This window comes from Aeromonas sp. R2-4 (genome assembly GCF_040908365.1).
Classification (GTDB): Bacteria; Pseudomonadota; Gammaproteobacteria; order Enterobacterales; family Aeromonadaceae; genus Aeromonas; species Aeromonas veronii.
The window spans coordinates 51,841-71,869 of sequence record NZ_JBFODO010000031.1; the positions used below are offsets into that span (position 1 = coordinate 51,841).

General features: G+C 55.9%; 18 protein-coding genes and 1 pseudogene. 16 read left to right on the top strand and 3 right to left on the bottom strand.

The window, feature by feature from the left end:
• Positions 1–27 precede the first annotated feature (27 nt).
• Positions 28–576, top strand: coding sequence for a cytochrome b (locus AB5Z05_RS13415; protein ID WP_005350133.1), 549 nt, complete (start codon positions 28–30; stop codon positions 574–576).
• A gap of 87 nt (positions 577–663) precedes the next feature.
• Here the strand turns inward: AB5Z05_RS13415 and AB5Z05_RS13420 are convergent, their stop codons facing one another.
• Complete coding sequence (locus tag AB5Z05_RS13420) at positions 664–1,344, bottom strand: polymer-forming cytoskeletal protein (RefSeq protein ID WP_368151861.1); 681 nt, start codon at positions 1,342–1,344, stop codon at positions 664–666.
• Positions 1,345–1,543: 199 nt separating this feature from the next.
• Here AB5Z05_RS13420 and AB5Z05_RS13425 point away from each other — a divergent pair, with 199 nt between their 5' ends.
• The 10 genes and pseudogenes from AB5Z05_RS13425 (at position 1,544) to AB5Z05_RS13470 (ending at position 10,530) form a co-directional block, all read left to right on the top strand.
• A complete protein-coding gene (locus tag AB5Z05_RS13425) occupies positions 1,544–2,218 on the top strand; it encodes a response regulator transcription factor (RefSeq protein WP_041201856.1) in 675 nt (224 codons plus the stop codon).
• Positions 2,218–3,603 (top strand): ATP-binding protein, encoded by a 1,386-nt coding sequence (locus AB5Z05_RS13430; RefSeq protein WP_005338217.1) that lies wholly within the window; start codon positions 2,218–2,220, stop codon positions 3,601–3,603. The genes AB5Z05_RS13425 and AB5Z05_RS13430 overlap by 1 nt, the downstream gene beginning before the upstream one ends.
• 556 nt (positions 3,604–4,159) lie before the next feature.
• On the top strand, positions 4,160–4,780 hold the full coding sequence (locus tag AB5Z05_RS13435) for a hypothetical protein (protein WP_368151863.1): 621 nt from the start codon (positions 4,160–4,162) through the stop codon (positions 4,778–4,780).
• Positions 4,781–4,803: 23 nt separating this feature from the next.
• A complete protein-coding gene (locus AB5Z05_RS13440; protein WP_064338437.1) occupies positions 4,804–6,462 on the top strand; it encodes a hypothetical protein in 1,659 nt (552 codons plus the stop codon).
• A gap of 10 nt (positions 6,463–6,472) precedes the next feature.
• The gene (locus AB5Z05_RS13445) at positions 6,473–7,543 is read left to right on the top strand and encodes a toll/interleukin-1 receptor domain-containing protein (protein ID WP_368151867.1); all 1,071 of its coding nucleotides are present in this window, start codon (positions 6,473–6,475) and stop codon (positions 7,541–7,543) included.
• Positions 7,536–8,945 (top strand): AAA family ATPase, encoded by a 1,410-nt coding sequence (locus tag AB5Z05_RS13450; RefSeq protein ID WP_257697168.1) that lies wholly within the window; start codon positions 7,536–7,538, stop codon positions 8,943–8,945. Before AB5Z05_RS13445 ends, AB5Z05_RS13450 begins: the two co-directional genes overlap by 8 nt.
• The gene (locus tag AB5Z05_RS13455; RefSeq protein WP_368151869.1) at positions 8,938–9,720 is read left to right on the top strand and encodes a hypothetical protein; all 783 of its coding nucleotides are present in this window, start codon (positions 8,938–8,940) and stop codon (positions 9,718–9,720) included. The genes AB5Z05_RS13450 and AB5Z05_RS13455 overlap by 8 nt, the downstream gene beginning before the upstream one ends.
• 68 nt (positions 9,721–9,788) lie before the next feature.
• A complete protein-coding gene (locus tag AB5Z05_RS13460) occupies positions 9,789–9,935 on the top strand; it encodes a hypothetical protein (RefSeq protein WP_368151871.1) in 147 nt (48 codons plus the stop codon).
• Between the two features lie 15 nt (positions 9,936–9,950).
• Positions 9,951–10,169, top strand: a pseudogene (locus AB5Z05_RS13465) (GNAT family N-acetyltransferase); the annotation flags it as partial.
• Positions 10,170–10,281: 112 nt separating this feature from the next.
• Entirely contained in the window at positions 10,282–10,530 is a 249-nt protein-coding gene (locus tag AB5Z05_RS13470) for a DUF3297 family protein (RefSeq protein ID WP_005338226.1), read from the top strand.
• A 127-nt stretch (positions 10,531–10,657) separates the two neighbouring features.
• Here AB5Z05_RS13470 and AB5Z05_RS13475 read toward each other — a convergent pair whose 3' ends face one another.
• Positions 10,658–11,935: an FAD-binding oxidoreductase gene (locus AB5Z05_RS13475; RefSeq protein WP_064336976.1), complete on the bottom strand. Its 1,278-nt coding sequence runs from the start codon at positions 11,933–11,935 to the stop codon at positions 10,658–10,660.
• A 45-nt stretch (positions 11,936–11,980) separates the two neighbouring features.
• Positions 11,981–12,583 (bottom strand): HTH-type transcriptional regulator PuuR, encoded by a 603-nt coding sequence (gene puuR / locus AB5Z05_RS13480; protein ID WP_076494434.1) that lies wholly within the window; start codon positions 12,581–12,583, stop codon positions 11,981–11,983.
• Positions 12,584–12,996: 413 nt separating this feature from the next.
• On the opposite strand from puuR, the gene AB5Z05_RS13485 reads away from it, so the two are divergent.
• From AB5Z05_RS13485 to AB5Z05_RS13505, 5 genes are all read left to right on the top strand, one after another.
• On the top strand, positions 12,997–14,460 hold the full coding sequence (locus tag AB5Z05_RS13485; protein ID WP_368151873.1) for an NAD-dependent succinate-semialdehyde dehydrogenase: 1,464 nt from the start codon (positions 12,997–12,999) through the stop codon (positions 14,458–14,460).
• 124 nt (positions 14,461–14,584) lie between these two features.
• Positions 14,585–15,874, top strand: a complete 1,290-nt coding sequence (gene gabT, locus AB5Z05_RS13490) for a 4-aminobutyrate--2-oxoglutarate transaminase (RefSeq protein ID WP_368151875.1) — start codon at positions 14,585–14,587, stop codon at positions 15,872–15,874.
• 366 nt (positions 15,875–16,240) lie between these two features.
• Positions 16,241–17,590: an APC family permease gene (locus AB5Z05_RS13495; RefSeq protein ID WP_368151877.1), complete on the top strand. Its 1,350-nt coding sequence runs from the start codon at positions 16,241–16,243 to the stop codon at positions 17,588–17,590.
• Between the two features lie 664 nt (positions 17,591–18,254).
• Positions 18,255–18,395 carry a hypothetical protein gene (locus AB5Z05_RS13500; RefSeq protein WP_005338239.1) on the top strand — a complete coding sequence of 47 codons (141 nt, stop codon included), beginning with the start codon at positions 18,255–18,257 and terminating at the stop codon, positions 18,393–18,395.
• Positions 18,395–19,741 (top strand): APC family permease, encoded by a 1,347-nt coding sequence (locus AB5Z05_RS13505; protein WP_058057766.1) that lies wholly within the window; start codon positions 18,395–18,397, stop codon positions 19,739–19,741. Before AB5Z05_RS13500 ends, AB5Z05_RS13505 begins: the two co-directional genes overlap by 1 nt.
• The last annotated feature ends 288 nt before the right edge of the window (positions 19,742–20,029 follow it).

Sequence of the window (20,029 nt, forward strand, 5' to 3'; positions counted from 1 at the left end):
GTGACAACACTTCGAAGGAACAAACCTATGCTGATGAACAGTGAACAACGTTATGGCACCCTGAATATCGGGCTTCACTGGCTGACCCTGTGGGCCATGATCGCCGTCTACGCCCTGATCGAATTTCGCGATATTTTCCCTAAAGGGGACCCTGGCCGGGATCTGATGAAGGAGTGGCACTTTATGCTGGGGCTGCTTATCTTCGCCTTGGTCTTTGTCAGACTGGCCCTGCGCTGGATGAGCCCGACACCCCGTATCGTGCCCGAGCTCTCCCCGATCATGCACAAGCTGGCAAAACTGGCCCACCTCGCCCTCTACGGTTTTCTGATTCTCACCCCGCTGTTTGGCTGGCTGCTGCTGAGCGCCGCGGGCAAGCCCATCCCCTTCTTCGGGCTTGAGCTGCCTGCCCTGCTCTCCCCCAGTCCGGACCTCAAGGGACTGATCAAGGAGGTGCACGAGACGCTGGGTAATATCGGTTACGCCCTGATCGGCCTGCACACGGTGGCGGCCCTCTATCACCACCATATTCTCAAAGACAACACCCTCACCAATATGCTGCCGCCACGCCGCAGCTAACGGGTGACAGATAAACGCAGAGGGGGCCATCGTGGCCCCCTCTCTGTTTTCCTGAACAACCGTCATCTGCACCGCTGGCAAACGGCATCACGCCTGCTTGGCCAGCTCCTCGGTCGACTTGCCTTTCGGCTCGTGCGGCAGCTTTTTCACATTGCTCTTGTTCTCCGGCTGCTTGCTCCCGGACGAACTGTTTTCAGACAAGGCTTGCAACACGGGATCGGCCTTGCCGGCCACGGTGGGCTGGGACTGGCCAACAAAGTTGCCGCCCTTGCAGATGGAGAGACTGCCCCCCTTGAAGATCCCCTGCATCTTGCCGCTCTCCAGGATCTCCACCTCGGCGGAGGTACAGGTGCCTTCCAGCAGACCATTGATGATCACGTGGGGCGCACTCACCTCCCCCTCAACGCTACCGCCCTGCATGATGCGCAGCACACCACCGATGAGCTGGATGGTGCCATTGACCTGACCTCGCACCTCCAGATCCCCCTCCACCTGCAACTCGCCCTTGAAGCAAGCACCGGCTGCAATCACGGTGGCCCCCGCCGACGCAGTAGCCGCACCACCTTTGTTTCTTCCAAACATCCGTACTCTCTCCACCAACCACACAAGCAGAACCAGCGGCATCGGCGCCACTGGCCACAGAAAACAGGGCGACCCCAGCACGTAGAGCAGCAAGGCTGCCCCCCAGCAGAGCCAGACAATATAGAGGAGGTCGCTGCGCTCACGCTGTTGCAGTCGCGCCAGCAGCCTCCCGGCCATCTCTCTCATCACATCAAACCTTTCGCAACATGACTGCCGACCAGCATGCCATCGACAACCCGGACCATGGTTAAACGACCAGTTGGCGCGAACTCTGAAGTCCTGCTGATTCAGTCCCGATACAGCCGGGATGCATTAGGATTCGAATTGACTCGAAGCGACATACACTTTCTAATTGACAGCCTGGATCCCTATGACCGCTCACATCATGAAAATTCTGTTGGTCGAAGACGACAAGCTGCTCAATCACCACCTCTCCTCTCTGCTGACCGAAGCCGACAATCAGGTCTACAGCACCGACCAGGCCGGGATTGCACTGCACTACGCCGCCGACTATCCCATTGATGTGGCCATCATCGACCTCGGTCTGCCCGATATGGACGGCCTGCAACTGATCCGGCAACTGCGCGAACGGCAGATCCCCTTCCCCATCATTGTGCTGACCGCCCGTGGCAACTGGCAGGACAAGGTCGAAGGACTGGAAGCGGGTGCTGATGACTATCTGGTCAAACCGTTCCAGAAAGATGAGCTGCTGGCCCGACTCAATGCGCTGGTGCGCCGCAGCGCCGGTTTTATCTCGCCCAGGGTGAAAGCCGGTGATTACGAGCTGGATCTCTCCCGCAAGGAGCTGACCATCGCCGGTGAAGTGGCGGTGCTCACCAGCTTTGAATACCTCATTCTGGAGTACCTGATGCGCAACGCCCGTCAGGTAGTCTCCAAGCAGCAACTGCTCGACCAGCTCTACGGCGATGGCGAAGGGGACCCCAACACCATCGAAGTGATGGTGAGCCGCCTGCGCAAGAAGCTGGATCCGGAAGGGACGATTCAACCCATCTCCACCATCCGGCGTCAGGGTTATATCTTCAACCTCTCCTGTAACTGATGCAGTTTCATCTGCCGCGCCCTATCAAGATGATCCGCAGCTCACTGCACATCAAACTGCTGCTCAGCTCGCTGCTGGTCATCGCGCTGATCATGGGGTTTGCCGTCTACGCCCTCTACCTCGGCCACGTCGAGGAGCAGACCCAGAAGGCCAGTGCCCGGATGCAGGAGAACCTGGCCAAGTTGTTTTCCTCCACCGAACCGGATGACAAGGGGTCGAACGTCGAGCTGGGGCGGATATCCCGTGGTGCGGGGGATCGCAACCTCGATACCCTGATCTGCCGCGCCGATGGCGATCTGGTCTGGTCGAGCCTCCATATGCCGGAGGTGATCAAGGCCAAACAGACCATCTGCGGCGATCTGATGAAGTATCTGGGGGGGATGGATCTCGACTACTTCTTCAAGAAGCACACCATCAAGAACGGCGAGAGCTACTTCGTCTACAGCCTGCGGTTTATCCGCAATCCCGGCAGCGGCACCACCGCCTACTACGTGGTGATGATCGACTCGGCCAAACGCTACCACGAAGAGTCCCGCACCTACCTCTACCAGACCGCCAAACAGGCACTGCTCGCCTATATGCTGCTGGCCGGGCTGCTGCTGCTCACCACCTTCTGGAGCCTCAGCTCCCTGCGCACCATCGCCCGTCAGATCGACGATATCCGGGCCGGCAAGCGCGATGACCTCTCAAGCGATTTTGAGCGAGAGCTGGCCCCGCTGACCGACTCCATCAACCAGCTGCTGGAGAACGAACGCCAGCAGACCCAGCGCTACCAGCACGCCCTCAACGATCTCGCTCACAGCCTGAAAACCCGGCTGGCGCTGATCCAGATCACCACCCGCGAAGTGAAGCTGGGGCGGGAGATCCACGACAACATCAACGAGCAGATCCTCACCATGGATCAGATGATCCAGTATCAGCTCAGACGGGCCGTGACCGGCCGCCAGCGCCTTGCCAGCAAGGGCACCGAGCCGGTACCGCTGATTGAAAAACTGCTGGCCAGCCTGACCAAGGTCTATCGCCACAAAAAGCTGCAAACCCACTTCAAGTTCGACGATGACGCCCTCTTCCACGGCGAACAGGGCGACCTGATGGAGCTGATGGGTAACCTGCTCGACAATGCCTGCAAATTTGCCATCAGTGAAGTGAAGGTGACGGTGCGCCGCCATCTCGAGCGGCTGCGTATCGAAGTGGAAGATGATGGCCCGGGTATCGATCCGGCCAAATCGGAGCAGATCTTCCAGCGCGGCGTGCGGGCAGACAGTTCACCCGGTCAGGGCATAGGTCTGGCAGTGGTGACCGAAATCGTCCACAGCTATGGCGGCCAGATCCGGGTCGATGAATCCCCCCTCGGCGGCGCCCGCTTTACCCTGGACTTACCCTGATCGGCATTGCCCTGCTCAGCCTCGCCAGTGATGCCCCTATCACAAGGCCCCCGACCTCGGGGCCTTGTCGTTTCTGCCACCCAAGTTGTTTTAATTTATTGATCCGGCACTGATTATCGCCCCTCTGTCCTTCCACCATCGGCTTCAATCGGTATCATGGTGGCACGGCACAAAGCTGCTTCCGGAGCCACACCATGAGCATTCGCTGTCAGAAGGGTGACGAATATCGATATGACTCGACTGAGTAAACACCCTAAACTACGGATGCAATAAGGGGTTGCGTATGATGATAAGGCTAAGTTTTTTACTAACAAGGTAGTAGCAGGCATGATTGCAAAAATAAACCTGAGCGACATCATCGGAGGCAGCATCATGCTCCGTTAGGGGCAGCTATCGCTCAGTTGTTGCTGCAACGCCCGCTCCCCCTAATGATCTGAGTGTGGCTGAGTTCTGTAATGGGTTAACGGCGTTGGCAAATTAGAGACATTCCCGATTTGGTAGCCTCGCCTCGTTCAATCCGCAGATTATATTAGTGCAGTGCGCAAGGATTGCTTTGATGAATATCGAATTAATCGATGGATTGGGATTGGATGCTGATGGCTGCCTAACCAATGCCAATGGTGGTGCCGTTCATCTGCGCCAAGGTGATCTGGATGGCGCATGTGGCCCCTACTGCGTGGTGATGGCTCTACTGGCACTGAATGTGCTGGATTCGAGCTCGCTACCTGCCATGAATCGGCTCGACTACCGTACCCGGATTGGTCGGTTGTTTCGTGAAATCGAACGCTTACATGACCCCATGGTGACTCAGGGCACCACCATCGAGCAGCTCGAGGCGATGTTCGCCGTCTATCCCAATCTGGCTACTCGTACCTATGCCGATTCTCCGTCGGCAGTTTTGTCTCAATTGAGCCAAGCCCTGGCCGGTCAGCACCCTGTCATTGTCGATGTGACCTCCCGCAAGAACGATGGCTTGAACCACTGGACCCTAGCGATAGGGCAGTGTTGCCAGTTTATCTATCTGCTCGATCCGGCTTATGAATTACCGGTGGCCAGCTGCTGGAACGCAGTTTTGAGTCGTCGGCCTCAGTCGAACCGCTACGGCTATCGATATATTAACCCCTGGATCAATCATGACGTTGAGGTCAACGTCATGCTGGAAATCTTCCCCAGATAAAAGCTTTATTCTCAGGAGTCAGAGTGAAACCTGTTATTCCCATTCATATCGGTGTTTCTGGGCACAGGGACATACCTGCTGAGGATCTCCCTCAACTCAAGCTGAAGCTCTGTGAGCGATTTACCAGACTCAAAGCGTTGCATCCCAATAGTACCATCAAGTTGCTCAGTGGCTTGGCCGAAGGGGCTGACCGGGTCGCCGCCTATGCAGCATTAGAGGCTGGGCTGGAACTGGTTGCCGTGCTGCCGATGCCAGAGGCGTCATACCTAGAGGATTTCGTCTCTGAGGAGTCCAAAGCTGAGTTTCATCGGTTGTTAGCGCTTGCGACCGTGCTTCAGGCCAATCTACAACCACCTTCCGTGCGTGATGATGGCTATGTCGATCTGGCCCGGTTTCTGGTGCGCCATTGCCAACTGATTGTTGCCCTGTGGGATGGTGTTTGTGAGCAGCCAACCGCGGATGGCTCCATGGCTATATTGCCGGGCGGCACGGCCGATGTGGTGCAGATGAGTGAGCAGGGCATCAAGGTCAACGAGGACGTGTTATTGACCGCGCCGGAAAAGACCCCGGTAGAGCATCTCTGGACACGACGACTAAAGCACGCACAACTCGGAAACCCGATCGTGAAGCCGGAGTTGGTAGCTACCTGGGCGGGCACGCGTAGTCAACCGGTGGACCCCTATCCCGTGATGCAGGAGATAGATGATTTCAATCGTCATGCAGCCCAAGAGATCACGGGTCAACAACTTGCCCAGAGCAAAGAGTGGCTATTATCCGGCTCTGCACCTGAACAGTTGCAGCAAAACTGCACCCACCTTCTGGATGTATATGCTGCGGCAGATGCGTTGGCAATCAAGCGGCAAAAACAGCGTGAATCATCAATTCGATGGATCACTCTGGTAGCCCTGATTTCAATTTTTTGTCAGCAGGTCTACTCTGGCCCCGATATGCGTTGGTTCTGGCTCGCTGGCCATATTACGCTGGCCGTAGTGGCTTGGTGTGCATTCCGTTTCTTTTTTAAGGGAAAGATGCCGCGTGAAGAGCAATTTATTGAGTGGCGTGTATTGGCTGAAGGTTTGCGTGTGCAATTTTTCTGGTGCGCATTGGGCCTGAAATATGTAGCCTCTGATTATTACCGTACCAATCGACTGGGAGATGTGGATTGGATATCTCAGTCGATTCGAAATTTGATGATGGTGACCGAGTTGTCGGCAAAACCCGATGTGTCATGGGTAAAGCAGGCATGGGTTGCAGATCAGGCTAAATACTTCGATAAAGCGAAGAACAGAGATCTGGCAAAAATAAACAAATGGAATAAAGCGGTATTGATGACGTTCGGTTGTGCCATTGGGATGACTATTGTCACTTTGGCGGCTGATTTGTTGGAATTGGATGGTCTGTGGCTGAATATCATGGTCTTGATCTCCGGTATGTCTTTTGTAGTCTCAGCCTTAGCCAAAGCCTTTATGAGCCAAATGGGATTCGAAGAAAATGTATCGCGCTATGAGCGTGCAGCAGCAATATTCAATTATGCAGAGCAACAAATTGCGCGGGCGATTGCTCAAGGTGATGAATCCTTGGCCCAAGAGTTATTAAAAACTTTAGGCTGGGAAGCGCTATATGAAAATGCGGCTTGGCTGCAGATGAATAGAACTAATGAATTCGAAGTAAATATTGCATAAGGAATTTGTCATGGCTATAAAAAACAATGTTTTAGATGTATTCATAAGCTATCGCCGAGAAGGTGGAGCCACTGTCGCTAGATTGCTTTATGAGGTACTAAAATCTAGAGAAATTAGTGCGTTTATGGACGCTGAAACATTATCTCGTGGTGATTATGAAAAAAGCATTCAGTCCAACATAAAAAACTCAAAAAACTTCTTATTGATCTTGGCACCAGGGACATTAGATTCTGAATGGGTGCAAACGGAAGTAAAATTTGCCTTGCAGTATAAAAAGAATATCATCCCTGTTTTTGTGAATGGCGTTGATCGCTTCCCTGAAGTTATACCTAATGGGTTGGGAGCTATCAAGAGTCTCAATGCAATTGCTTTTAATCATGAAAACTTTGAAACCAATATGAACAAGCTGATGTCTTGGTTAGAAACAAAGCATAATCTCTTGTTAAAAGCGTATCTTGATTTTTCTTATAAAAAAGGTGAGGAAGAGTTAGCTCAATCCCTGATGGATTCATTAAGCAATATTTTGCCTCAGTCTGTATTAATCGATCTATTGAAAGAACACTTAAAACAGTCATGGGGCGATTCTGATTCTAATAATGCCACACCTGAAAATCTTCTTAAAAATCTTGATACCTGGATTATTAAGGGGATGGCCCAACACCTTGGAGTTGAACATAAAGGCGTACGCGAATATATAATTAACAATATTGATTCTTGGCTTAGAGGTTTGGATGTGCCTCTAATTAAAGAAGACAATGATGAAGAATTTGAACGCTACTATAGAGTCCAGCATCACCTTGAACGTATGTTCAAGTCAAGAGATAACCTGTTCAAACTAAAGGTCCTTTGTGAAACCAATATTCCATATTTTAAACCAAAATCATGGAAGTCTAGTGCGGACATTCTGTTTTCACTTGTGGACGAGCCATTCGTTTGTAATTTGGATCTGCTTTTTAAAACTCTTGAGCTATCAGAGAGTGATATCAAGGAACTATGTGGTTCTTTGATTGGAGATTCTGTTGGTAGAAGAACAGCTTTGATAGAAAAATTGGAAAAATGGGTAAATTACCAAGATGAATGATCAACTACTCATTCAAGCCAAACAGGCTATGACTAACCTGGTGTCTATGTGTTGCAGAGACACCATGGTTCGCCCTTTTGATAACGAGCCCCCTGTTACTCCATCACTATTGACCATGTTGGTGGCCTGGCTGTTGCCAGCTCTGGATTATGTGATGACAGGCCCAAGCCGAATCAAACTGGCGGATAAGAAATTTATCAACCAATTGACGGGTCTGAACCTGACCATTGAGTTGATCGATCGCTTGTCTGGATCTGGTGCCAATTCTGCAGGTTTTGAGCCAACGATTCCGCCAGCTTTTATTCTGCTGGCGGAACGCATAGAGGCCGGGGCTGGTCAGCAAATGTATCCGTATCTGGATATTTTGCTCAATACTGCCTGTGCTTGGGATGGTGATCGCTCGTTGGCGGATATCCGACGAATTGAGTCATTACTGAGGCCTATTCGTGTTGCACTAGGAATGGGATGCCCGGCTGAGTTCATAGATGAAAATGATTTATCGAGCTCTTCTGATGAGCCCTCGAATAATGCGTTGCATGAGGATGCACAGAGCGAGGATGACATCCCAGTAAAACGGGTATTAGCCAATAAAATTAAAAATCCTCAAGGACAGCTTGATGGTTTAATCGGCTTGGCCGAAGTAAAAGAGGAAGTGCGTAATCTAACCAATCTGGCTCGCTATTTGATGCATAGAAAAGCCGCGGGTTTACCGACCCCTCCGTTCTCATTGCATTTGTCATTTGTCGGTAACCCTGGAACGGGTAAAACGACGGTCGCTCGACTGATTGGTGCTATTTATAAAGAGATCGGCTTATTGCGTACAGGGCATGTGGTTGAAGTCGATCGGGCTGGTCTGGTTGCCCGTTTTCTTGGCCAGACAGCCTCACAAGTTCATGCTATCTTTGAACAAGCGCTGGGTGGGGTATTGTTTATCGATGAAGCTTATACCTTGGTTCGCTCAGATGATGGTGATGATAACTATGGCCAAGAGGCGGTTGATACCCTATTAAAGCTAATGGAAGATCATAGAGACGACATCGTAGTGATCGTTGCGGGCTATCCAGAAGAAATGCATACCTTTATTGAGAGTAATCCTGGCTTGCGCTCGCGCTTTTCTCGCGAGTTACTGTTCAAAGATTATTCAGCTCGTGATCTGACCAAGGTTTTTTATAAAATGTGCCAAGACAATAAATTGATTATTGACCAAGCTGTGCTGTTGAAAGTATTTTCCTGTATGAAACAGCTGATCAGTGATGCAGAGACTAATTTTGGTAATGCCAGAGTGGTTCGGCAGTTATTTGAGCGAAGCATGCAGCAACAAGCAAATCGCTTATCGAAGGTAGAAAAGCCATCACTAAAACAGCTTTCTGTTTTGATGGCTGAGGATGTTGTTTATGAGTGATGAGTTATTCCAACGCTCGATTAAAATCACAACCAGTCTCATTGAACAGATCGGGGAGCAAACATTACAGGCCGCATGCGCTAAGTTATCAGCCCAATGCGGTGGAGATACTTCAAAAGTTACTCAGCCAGCAAATCCTGAACGTGATTTAGAAACATCAATGCAATCTGAATGGATGGATGATACTCATGCGGATGTGCATGCTATCTACGATGTGAGTTATGCATTAGATATGGCGTGGAGTATCGCTCTTGAGGTGTCACTTTTAGCCGCGATTGTTTTTTATGTTGTGGGAAAACAGATAAAAATGCATTTCCCTATATTGGGTATTGAGTTGCTTGCTATTCCTTCGTTTTTAATTTTAGTTGTATTCATCATTTCTTTTATCCGGGTTTGGCGAGTACACCAGCCAGCCGTCATTTTCGAGTTTGGAAAGTCAGCTCGCGTTAGCTTTTGTGCGCAAGATATGGAAAATTCAGTGTTTGATTACTTGTTTTTCAGGAAGTTTCGTAATTCCTGGCAACGAAAGACTGTTTCTATATCAGATATCTATCGCATCGATAACGAAATATTCCAGGTTGGCTCTAAGCGCAAGAAAAAATGTTTTTCTATTAATATCAGTGGCAATTTTGGCTCGCAGAAGATTGTATTCAGTAATAAGCAAAAACGTGATGAATGCCGAGCTTTGTTCTCGGTGGCGATTAAAAAATATGCCAAGAATGCACGAATGGATAGCAACCTGAGCATTGGCTCATCGGGGGACAGTGGTTTTTAGTGTTGAATGTGGTGAGTTCTCCGCGTTCAAAGGCGAAATTTATTTGTGCGGCTTGCTGCGATGCATACATGGTTGTTGTATCGGCACAAGCCCACGACTTTATTCCTGCCGCCTTTTGGCATGAGCAACGGGCAGCGATACGGGATATCTATCTGCCCGCCAGCAAGAGCTGGGTCTATGAGGAGGATGGACAGCTACTGGGCTTTATCTCCTGATATCAGGGGTCTGTTGCCGCGCTGTTTATTTCCCCTGATCCCCAATCACACGGGTTGGGTCGCCAACTGCTCGAACACCTCAAAGCCCAATATGATCGACTCGAGTTGACGGTCTACGCCGAAAATGAGCAGGCGCGGCGCTTCTATTCCCGCAACGGTTTTAAAGAGGGTGAGCAGCAGTTGTGCGAGCGTAGCGGTCACCCCGAGCTGGTGATGCATTGGCAACGAGGATAAGCGGGTCGCCCATAGCGATGGCGAGCACGCTTTGCCTGTTTTGTGGCCGCCTTGAATGCCATGGCGGCATTCTCTACAATGACCCACTTTTTATTCATTTCGGGTTATATCGATGAGCGATACCAGCACCAAACCGGCTCTGCCGGATCACCTCTCCTGCAATCCCCGCAGCCCTCACTATGTGGCCGCCTGCTTCGAGCACCCGATCGGTATTCGCCTGAACGGCAAAGAGCGCACCGATGTCGAGGAGTACTGCATCAGCGAAGGTTGGGTGAAGATCCCCTCCCCCAAAGCGCTGGATCGCCGTGGTCAGCCCATCCTGATCAAACTCAAGGGCACCGTTGAAGCCTTCTACAGCTAATCAGCGCGCTACTGCTTGATAAACAACAAGGCCACCCTCACGGTGGCCTTGTTGTTTCTGGTATTGGTGCTGGCGTCAGCGTTATCTACGCGGCACCCACCAGCCCACATTTCTCGCTGGGCAGCTCTTATACACCCAAGCGGTCGCGCAGGGTGTACCAGGCGGCGCCCGCAGCAGTGAAGGGGATGCGGAACAGGCGGCCACCCGGGAAGGGGTAGTGCGGCAGTTTGGCAAAGGCATCGAAGCGCTCCGCCTGACCGCTCAGCACCTCGGAGAGCAGCTTGCCAGCCAGATGGGTACAGGTGACGCCGTGGCCGCTGTAGCCCTGCATGTAGTAGATGTTGGGGCCGATGCGACCAAACTGCGGCAGCCGTGACAGGGTGAGCAGGAAGTTGCCGGTCCAGGTGTACTCCACCTTGACGTCGGCCAGCTGCGGGAAGGTCTTGAGCATCTTGGGGATGATCAGCCGCTCGATATCCGCCGGATCCCGCGCGCCATAGACCACGCCGCCGCCATAGAGCAGCCGGTGATCGCCGGAGGTGCGGTAGTAGTCGAGCAGGTAGTTGCAATCCTCCAGACAGTAGTTTTGCGGCAGCAGTGAACGGGCCCGCTCCTCTCCCAGCACTTCGGTGGCGATCACCTGGGTGCCGCAAGGCATGCTCTTGCTGGCCAGTTCCGGCACCAGATTGCCGAGGTAGGCATTGCCCGCCACCACCACAAAGCGCGCCTTCACCGCCCCCTTGGCGGTCTTGACCAAGGCTGGCTGCCCCGGGGTGATACTGGTGACGGCGGATTGTTCGAAGATCTGCCCCCCCTGGATGCGGATGGCTTCAGCCTCCCCCAACGCCAGATTGAGCGGGTGAATATGGCCGCCGCTCTTGTCGAGCAGGGCGCCGACGTAGCGATCGCTCGCGACCACCTCGCGCACCCCCTTGGCATCGAGCAGTTCCAGCTGGTCGTTGCCCCACTTCTGCCAGCGGGCGTATTGGGATTTGAGCTCGTGCAGCTGCTTCTCGGTCTCGGCGGCAAAGACGCCCCCCTCCTGCAGATCGCACTGGATGTTGTAGCGCTTGATCCGCTCGCGGATGATCTGGCCCCCCTCAAACAACATGGAACCGAGCAGCCTGGCCTGATCCGGTGGGCAGTTCGCTTCTATGGTGTCGATGTCGCGGCTGTAGGAGTTGACGATCTGGCCACCGTTGCGACCGCTGGCGCCAAAGCCGACTCGTGCGGCCTCCAGCACCACCACCTTGTAGCCTTTTTCTACCAGATGCAGCGCGCTGGAGAGGCCAGTATAGCCCGCCCCGATGACGCAGACATCGCACTCCAGCTGCTCGGTCAGTGTCGGATAGGGCGCGTGTTTATTGGCGCTGGCTGCGTAGTAACTGTTTACATGTTCGGTCATGATCCCTGTTTCCTTACCGGTTCGGTTGCCAAACTACTGTCAGGATTAAAAGCTCGCCGGGGTGTGGGCGCTGACGATGCGACAGGTCTCCCCCGACGGATTGCTGAAGCTGTGGGGCTCGCCGGTGTCGATCACATAGCTGTCGCCCGCCTCCAGCTGATAACTCTGGCCCGCCACCGTCAGGATCACCGACCCCTCCAGCACAGTGCCGACCTCCTCCCCCTGATGGGTCACCTGACCGCCAGTGTCGGTGCCGGGGGGATAGGTCTCCAGCATAAAGCCGAGCTGGCGGCGGTTGTTGCCGTTGTGCACCAGCTTGAGGGAGACCCCCTGACTGCCCAGCTCGATCAGCTGATCCGCCTTGATCACCACTTCCGGAGTGCGGCTCTCCTCCTCGGCGAAGAAGCGCGACAGCGGCAGGCCGTAGATGGTGAGCAGCTTTTGCAGGGAGGCGACCGAGGGGCTCACTTTGTCCTGCTCGATCATGCAGATGGCGCCATGAGTCAGGCCGCTCAACTCGGCCGCCCGCCGCTGGGAGAGCCCCAGCTGATGGCGTACCGCCGCCAGCCGTTCCCCCATGGTGCGCGCCCCGGCGTCAGCCACACTCAACGGTCGAGCCACGCCCTCCCGGCTCTGTGGCCCGCTCATGAAAGGCCCCCTGCTGCGCCATGTTTGCATCCTTGCATCATCAGCCTCTCCTGCTTGCGCGTGATCGCATTGGATCAGGCGCTGCCTGTTTACCCTGCTGGTTAAAATAGCCGACCAGCTTTCCCTTGCCGTTCACTATGTTACACAGCACAGCCGTTCATTATTTTGCACACCTGATTTACCATCTCCCGGTCGTCTGCCCACATGCAGCCTGCAAGCGAACCGGAGAAAGCGCGCTATACAGCCCATTTTCTAGCATGGCGCCCCCCAGCAATTCAAATATATTTAACACTTGAAAAACATTTCAGCTCAAATTATGGTCTTCCTGTGCTTATTATTTTATACGGCAGCGGCGCAGGAAGGGTCGGCTCACTCCGGCAACCAGCTGCTCTGACCCACACTCGAGGCTTCTCATGTCAGGAACAACATCCCACTCCAGCTTGATCACATCCCGCGCCTATATAGATGGACAGTGGTGCGAGGCCGCCAGCGGCCGCACCTTCGAGGTCACCAACCCCGCCAGCGGTGCCGTCATTACCCAGGTGCCCGACATGGATGCCGAGGATACCCGCCGCGCCATCGCGGCCGCCCACGCGGCGCAACCCGCCTGGGCGGCGCTGACCGCCAAGGAGCGCAGCAACAAGCTATACGCCTGGTTTGCCGCCATCACCGCCCACAGCGACGAGCTGGCCCGCATCATGACCTGTGAGCAGGGCAAGCCGCTGGCGGAAGCAAAAGGCGAGGTGGCTTACGGCGCCAGCTTTATCCAGTGGTTCGCCGAGGAGGGCAAGCGCGCCTATGGCCGCACCATCCCGGGCTTTAGCGGCGATCGCCGGTTGGCCACCATCAAGCAGCCGGTGGGCGTGGTCGCCGCCATCACTCCGTGGAACTTCCCCATTGCCATGATCACCCGCAAAGCGGGCCCGGCGCTGGCCGCAGGTTGCACTATCGTCATCAAACCTGCCGCCGAAACCCCGCTCTGTGCGCTGGCGCTGGCGCTGCTTGCCGAGCAGGCGGGCATCCCCGCCGGTGTCATCAATATCGTCACCAGCCATCAGGCGAGCGCGGTGGGCAACGAGCTGTGCAGCAATCCGGTGGTGCGCAAGCTCTCCTTCACCGGCTCCACCCGCATCGGCAAACTGCTGATGCGCCAGTGCGCCGACACCATGAAGAAGCTGTCGCTGGAGCTGGGTGGCAACGCCCCCTTTATCGTCTTTGACGACGCCGACCTCGACGCCGCCGTGGCCGGGGCGCTCGCCTCCAAATACCGCAACGCCGGGCAGACCTGCGTCTGCGCCAACCGCATTCTGGTGCAGGCCAGCGTCTATGACGCCTTCGCCGAGAAGCTGACTGCCGCAGTCAAGGCCTTCAAGGTGGGAGATGGCATGGCGGAGGGCACCCAGATCGGCCCGCTTATCAACCCGGCTGCCGCCAGCAAGGTGGCCGAGCTGGTGCAGCAATCGGTCGCCGCCGGTGCCGAAGTGCTGCTGGGGGGCGAAGCCCACCCCGCCGGCCCCCTCTTCTATCGCCCCACCATTCTCGGCAAGGTCGCCAAGGACAACCCCATCCTGCAGGAGGAGATCTTCGGCCCGGTCGCCCCGCTGGTGAGCTTCGAGACCGAAGCCGAGGCCATCGCCATTGCCAACGACACCCCTTATGGCCTGGCTGCCTACTTCTATGGCCGCGACATCGCCCGGGTATGGCGCGTCGCCGAACAGCTTGAATACGGCATGGTCGGCATCAACGAGGGGATCATCTCGACCGAATTGGCCCCCTTTGGCGGCATCAAGGAGTCGGGTCTGGGCCGGGAGGGGGCAGCCGAGGGGCTGGAGGAGTATCTGGAGACCAAATACCTCTGCTTTGGCGCCATTCGCTAGGGCAGCAACAGAGAGACAAGGCGCCGCCGATCTGGCCTTATGGGCTGATCGGCGGTGATGGGCGCCAAAACGCCTGCCACATTTTCAGGGAATATCGGGGGCTGCGGCCCCTCAGGGAGGAAAGATGAGTCAGTCAGAATCAAACAAGGCGTGGCAAGCGCGCCGCGAAGCGGCCGTGGTCAACGGCGTTGGCACCCTGCTGCCGGTCTTTATCGACCGGGCGCAAAATGCCGAGCTGTGGGATGTGGATGGCAACCGCTACATCGACTTTGCCTCCGGCATCGCCGTGCTCAACACCGGTCACAACCACCCCAAAGTGGTGGCAGCGGTGCGCGAGCAGCTGGAAAAGTTCAGCCACACCTGCTTTCAGGTCACTCCCTACCCGGGCTATATCGAGCTTGCCGAGAAGCTCAACGCCCTGGTGCCCGGCCCGACCCCGAAGCGCACCCTGTTTCTCTCCACCGGCGCCGAGGCGGTCGAGAACGCCATCAAGATCGCCCGCGCCCACACCGGTCGCAGCGGCACCATCGCCTTCAAAGGGGGCTTTCACGGCCGCACCATGATGGGGATGGCGCTCACCGGCAAGGTGGTGCCCTACAAGACCGGCTTTGGACCCTTCCCGGGCGAGGTCTACCACATCCCCTTCCCCGCCGATTATCTGGGGGTAAGTGAAGAGGATGCCCTGCACGCCCTCGAGCTCTGCTTCAGCGCCGATATCGAGCCGAGCAGGGTTGCCGCCATCATCATCGAGCCGGTACAGGGCGAAGGGGGCTTCTACCCCGCCTCCCCGAGCTTTATGCAAAAACTGCGCAGCATCTGCGACCAGCACGGCATCCTGCTCATCTGCGACGAGATCCAGAGCGGTTTTTGCCGCACCGGCAAGACCTTCGCCACCGAGTATTCAGGGGTTGAACCCGACATCATGACCCTGGCCAAAAGTCTGGCGGGGGGCTTCCCCCTCTCCGCCGTGGTGGGCAAGGCGGAGATCATGAACGCGGCCAAGCCGGGTGGTCTGGGTGGCACCTATGCCGGTTCCCCCATCGCCTGCGCCGCGGCACTGGCGGTATTGCAGGTGATCGACGAGGAAAAACTCAACCAGAAAGCGCTCGATCAGGGGGAGCAGATCAAGGCGGGGCTGGAACGCATAGCCGAGCGTTTTGACTGCATAGGTCAAATTCGCGGACCCGGTGCCATGGTGGCCATGGAGCTGGTGAAACGGCGTGATGCCAACCAGCCCGATCCCGACCTCACCAAACGTCTGGTGGCCGAGGCGGGCAAACGGGGTCTGGTCCTGCTCTCATGCGGGGTGCGCGCAAATGTCATCCGTTTTCTCGCCCCCCTGACAGCCCCTGCGGCAGTGATTGACGAGGGGCTGCAACTCCTTGAAAAATCACTGGAGGCCGTGCTGGCCTGACCAGCAGGAAAGTGACCACTCACCTGTGCAAATAAATGCAATTTTGCCCCCTTTTTTTCTTGTCAAGGGGGCCCTGCAAATGCACAATGCGCCGCCACTGAAAGAACCGATGTAAAACAATGGCATCGGTTCTTTTTTAGACAGTGAACAAACCCATAAACGAGGCCGGATCACCCCCGGAAAAGATAGCGAGATTGGCAGCAGTCTCCCGACACCAAGTCTAGTGAGGAACAACATGGGGCATCTCAATGCTTTCCAACCGGCCATGGCCGGTGTGCGCCGCCCTGGCGCCCTTGATTCCCGGGCCTCTCTCCCGGTTTCGTTGATGGACCGTGCCACTCTGGCACTGCATGAGGAACATGCATAATGGCGGCCCAGCAGGTTGGTCTGAAAAAGACCCTCAAACTGTGGCAGGTCGTGGTTATGGGACTGGCGTACCTCACCCCCATGGCGGTGTTCGACACCTTCGGCATCGTTACCGAGATCACCGAAGGCCATGTGCCAACCGCCTACCTGTTTGCTCTCATCGGCATGCTGTTCACTGCCCTGAGCTACGGCCATCTGGTGCGCAAGTTCCCGTCAGCCGGCTCCGCCTATACCTATGCCCAGAAGGTGTTTCACCCCTATGTCGGCTTTATGGTGGGCTGGACCTCCCTGCTCGATTACATGTTCATGCCGATGATCAACATGCTGCTGGCCAAGATCTATCTGGAAGCCCTCTTCCCGAACGTGGAGCCCTGGACCTATATCTTCGGTCTGGCGTCGGTGATGACCGCCCTCAACCTGCGCGGCATCAAGCTGGTGGCCAACTTCAACAGCCTGATCGTGGTGATGCAGTTCAGCATCATCGCCATCTTTATCGGCCTGATCGCCTGGGGCGTTCACAACGGTGAAGGGCTGGGGACCGTGGCCAGCAGCCGTCCCTTCTTCTCCGAGCAGATCCAGGTGTCACCGCTGCTGATGGGAGCCTCCATCCTCTGTCTGTCGTTCCTCGGTTTTGACGCCATCAGTACCCTGTCGGAAGAGACCCCGGACGCCGATCGGGTGATCCCCCGCGCCATCGTGCTGACGGCGCTGATCGGCGGTGTGCTGTTCGTCACTACCTCCTACTTCCTGCAGCTCTACTTCCCGGACATCTCCCGCTTCCAGCATCCGGATGCGGTACTGCCCGAGATCGCCCTCTATGTCGGCGGCAAGCTGTTCCAGGCGGTGGTGCTGGTCTGCACCACAGTAGCGGTGCTGGCCTCGGGGCTCGCCTCCCACGCCGGTGTATCGCGCCTGCTCTACGTGATGGGTCGTGATCGTGCCCTGCCCGCCCGCTTCTTCGGCTACATCCATCCGAAGTGGCAGACCCCGGCGTTCAACGTGCTGCTGGTCGGCCTGCTGGCCCTCTCTGCAGTGTCGCTGGATCTGGAGATGGCGCTGGCGCTGATCAACTTCGGCGCCCTGGTAGCCTTCACCTTCGTCAATCTGGCGGTAATTGCCCACTTCTATGTGAAGCTGGGCCGCAACAAGTGTCTCAAGGACCACCTGATGTACCTGCTGCTGCCGCTCTGTGGCGCCGCCTGCATCGGGGTACTGTGGCTCAACCTCGAGCCCTCTTCCTTCGAGCTGGGGCTGATCTGGGCGGCGCTGGGGGCCATCTACCTGTTCCTGCGCCTCACCGTGTTCCGCATCCCGCTGCATACCGCCGACAAGGTGGAGATCGCCCAGTAACCGCTGGCGCCCCTCCCCCCGATAGCGAACAAGGAGCCTGCGGGCTCCTTGTTGTTTTTGCGGTGCTCTGGTGGCCAGCAGCACGGGTTGCCAGAAATGCGGTTTCTGCAGGAAGTGTGACTGATTTCAAATAACTACCCAGCCGGGCCGCTTGCCGTGCCATGACCCGAGCCGTGTCGCCCCCTATCCTCAGTCATTAATGTGAATGGATATGCAGCCACTCTTTTTCCACTTCACCCCCTCCCATCCCCCACCAGCCGATAAGCTCGCAGGACTCGAGCCTGGGGGAACGCCGCCAAATATGATCAGGATCAATGTTGAGGCGCTATGCACCCTGCAGCCCCGATTTGCCGATTTTTCATACGCCATGACAGGGTTCTCTTCCCCCCCGAAAAAGGGGGAGCGGCTCGGGGACGGCTGCAGGGGGCGAGTGACCACTTACCTGCTCCGTGCGTATGCAAAAAAATGCGTTAATCCGCCCTTTTTTGCTTGTCAAGGGGGCTGACCGAATGCACAATACGCCGCCAATAAAGGACCGATGTTCACTGCGACATCGGTTTTTGTATTTTTGAAGTGCAGTACAAACCCACCACAAGAGGCCGGAACGTTTCCGGAAGTGATATTCGAGATTGCCAAACAATCTCCCGACGTTGAGAGGATAACAATGGGGCGTTTTAATGCTTTCCTGCCGGTACAGCCCGGTATGCGCCTCCCCGGCGCCCTTGATGTACAGGCTTGCGAATCCATCGTATCCCTGCGCTCGTTGCAAGCACGTGCTGCGGCACTGATTGAGGAGAAAGCGTAATGGCATCGCAAAACGCCAAGCTGCTCAAGACCCTTACCCTGACACAAGTGATTGTGATGGGTCTGGCCTATCTGACCCCCATGGCTGTCTTCGACACCTTCGCCATCGTCGGTGACATCACCGATGGCCGGGTCGCCACCGCCTATCTGCTGGCTCTGGGTGGCATCCTGCTCACCGCTCTCAGCTACGGACATCTGGTACGCAAGTTCCCCTCTGCGGGCTCTGCCTATACCTATGCCCAGAAGGTGTTCAACCCCTACGTCGGTTTCATGGTCGGCTGGTCATCCCTGCTCGACTACATGTTCATGCCGATGATCAATATCCTGCTGGCCAAGATCTACCTGACCGCCATGTTCCCGGGCGTCGAGCCCTGGGTGTTCATCTTCGGTCTGGTGACCGTGATGACCTTCCTGAACCTGCGCGGCATCAATCTGGTCGCCAACTTCAACGGTCTGATCGTGGTGATCCAGCTGGCCATCATCACCCTCTTTATCGGCCTGATGGCGTGGGGCATCTACCACGGCGAAGGGGCTGGCACCCTGATGAGCAGCCGTCCGTTCCACTTCGAGTCAGCACAGCTGGTACCGCTCTTTACCGGTGCGACCATCCTCTGCTTCTCGTTCCTGGGCTTTGACGGTCTGAGTTCCCTCTCCGAAGAGACTCCGAACGCTGGCAAGGTGATCCCCAAGGCGATCGTGCTGACTGCCCTTATCGGCGGCATCATCTTCGTGGTGGTCTCTTACTGCCTGCAGCTCTACTTCCCGAGCCTCGCCCGCTTCCAGCATCCGGATGCGGTATTGCCGGAGATCGCCCTCTACGTTGGCGGCACCTTCTTCCAGTCCGTTGTTCTGGTCTGCACCACGGTCGCGGTACTGGCCTCCGGCATGGCGGCTCACGCCGGTGTGTCGCGCATCCTCTACGTGATGGGGCGTGATCGCATGATCCCGGAGCGGGTATTTGGCTACATCCACCCGAAATACCGCACCCCGGCCATCAACGTGCTGATGGTGGGTGGTCTGGCCCTCTCCGCCGTGTCGTTTGATCTGGATACCGCACTGGCGCTGGTCAACTTCGGCGCACTGGTGGCGTTCAGCTTCGTCAACCTGTCGGTGATCGGTCAGTTCTGGGTGCGCGAGAAGCGCAACAAGACCCTCAAGGATCACGTCATCTACCTGTTGATGCCGCTGCTCGGCGCCGCCACCATCGGTGCTCTGTGGATCAACCTGGAGCAGAGCTCGCTGGAGCTGGGCCTGATCTGGGCGGGCCTCGGCGCAACCTATCTGTTCCTGCGTCTGGCGGTGTTCCGCATCCCGTTCCGTCAGTACGAAGAGGCGGCTGACGCCTGATCCTTTGCGGATAACGGATAGACAGAAGGGGAGCCATGGCTCCCCTTCTTGCTATTTGACGGGCTGAATATGGGGCTCGACTATTGCCACTCTCCCGCACTTGCTTGGTCGGCAAGGAACAGACAGGGTGGATGGCGCCACCAGCCATATTTCTCGCCATCCCCATCATCTATTGATGAGCAAACCACCAAAGCAAGTCATAAAACCATCATAAAAGTGTCACCTTGTCATATTTCTGTCATTAACCACTGATTAAATGCGCGGGTCATCAACAACCCAAGACGGAAC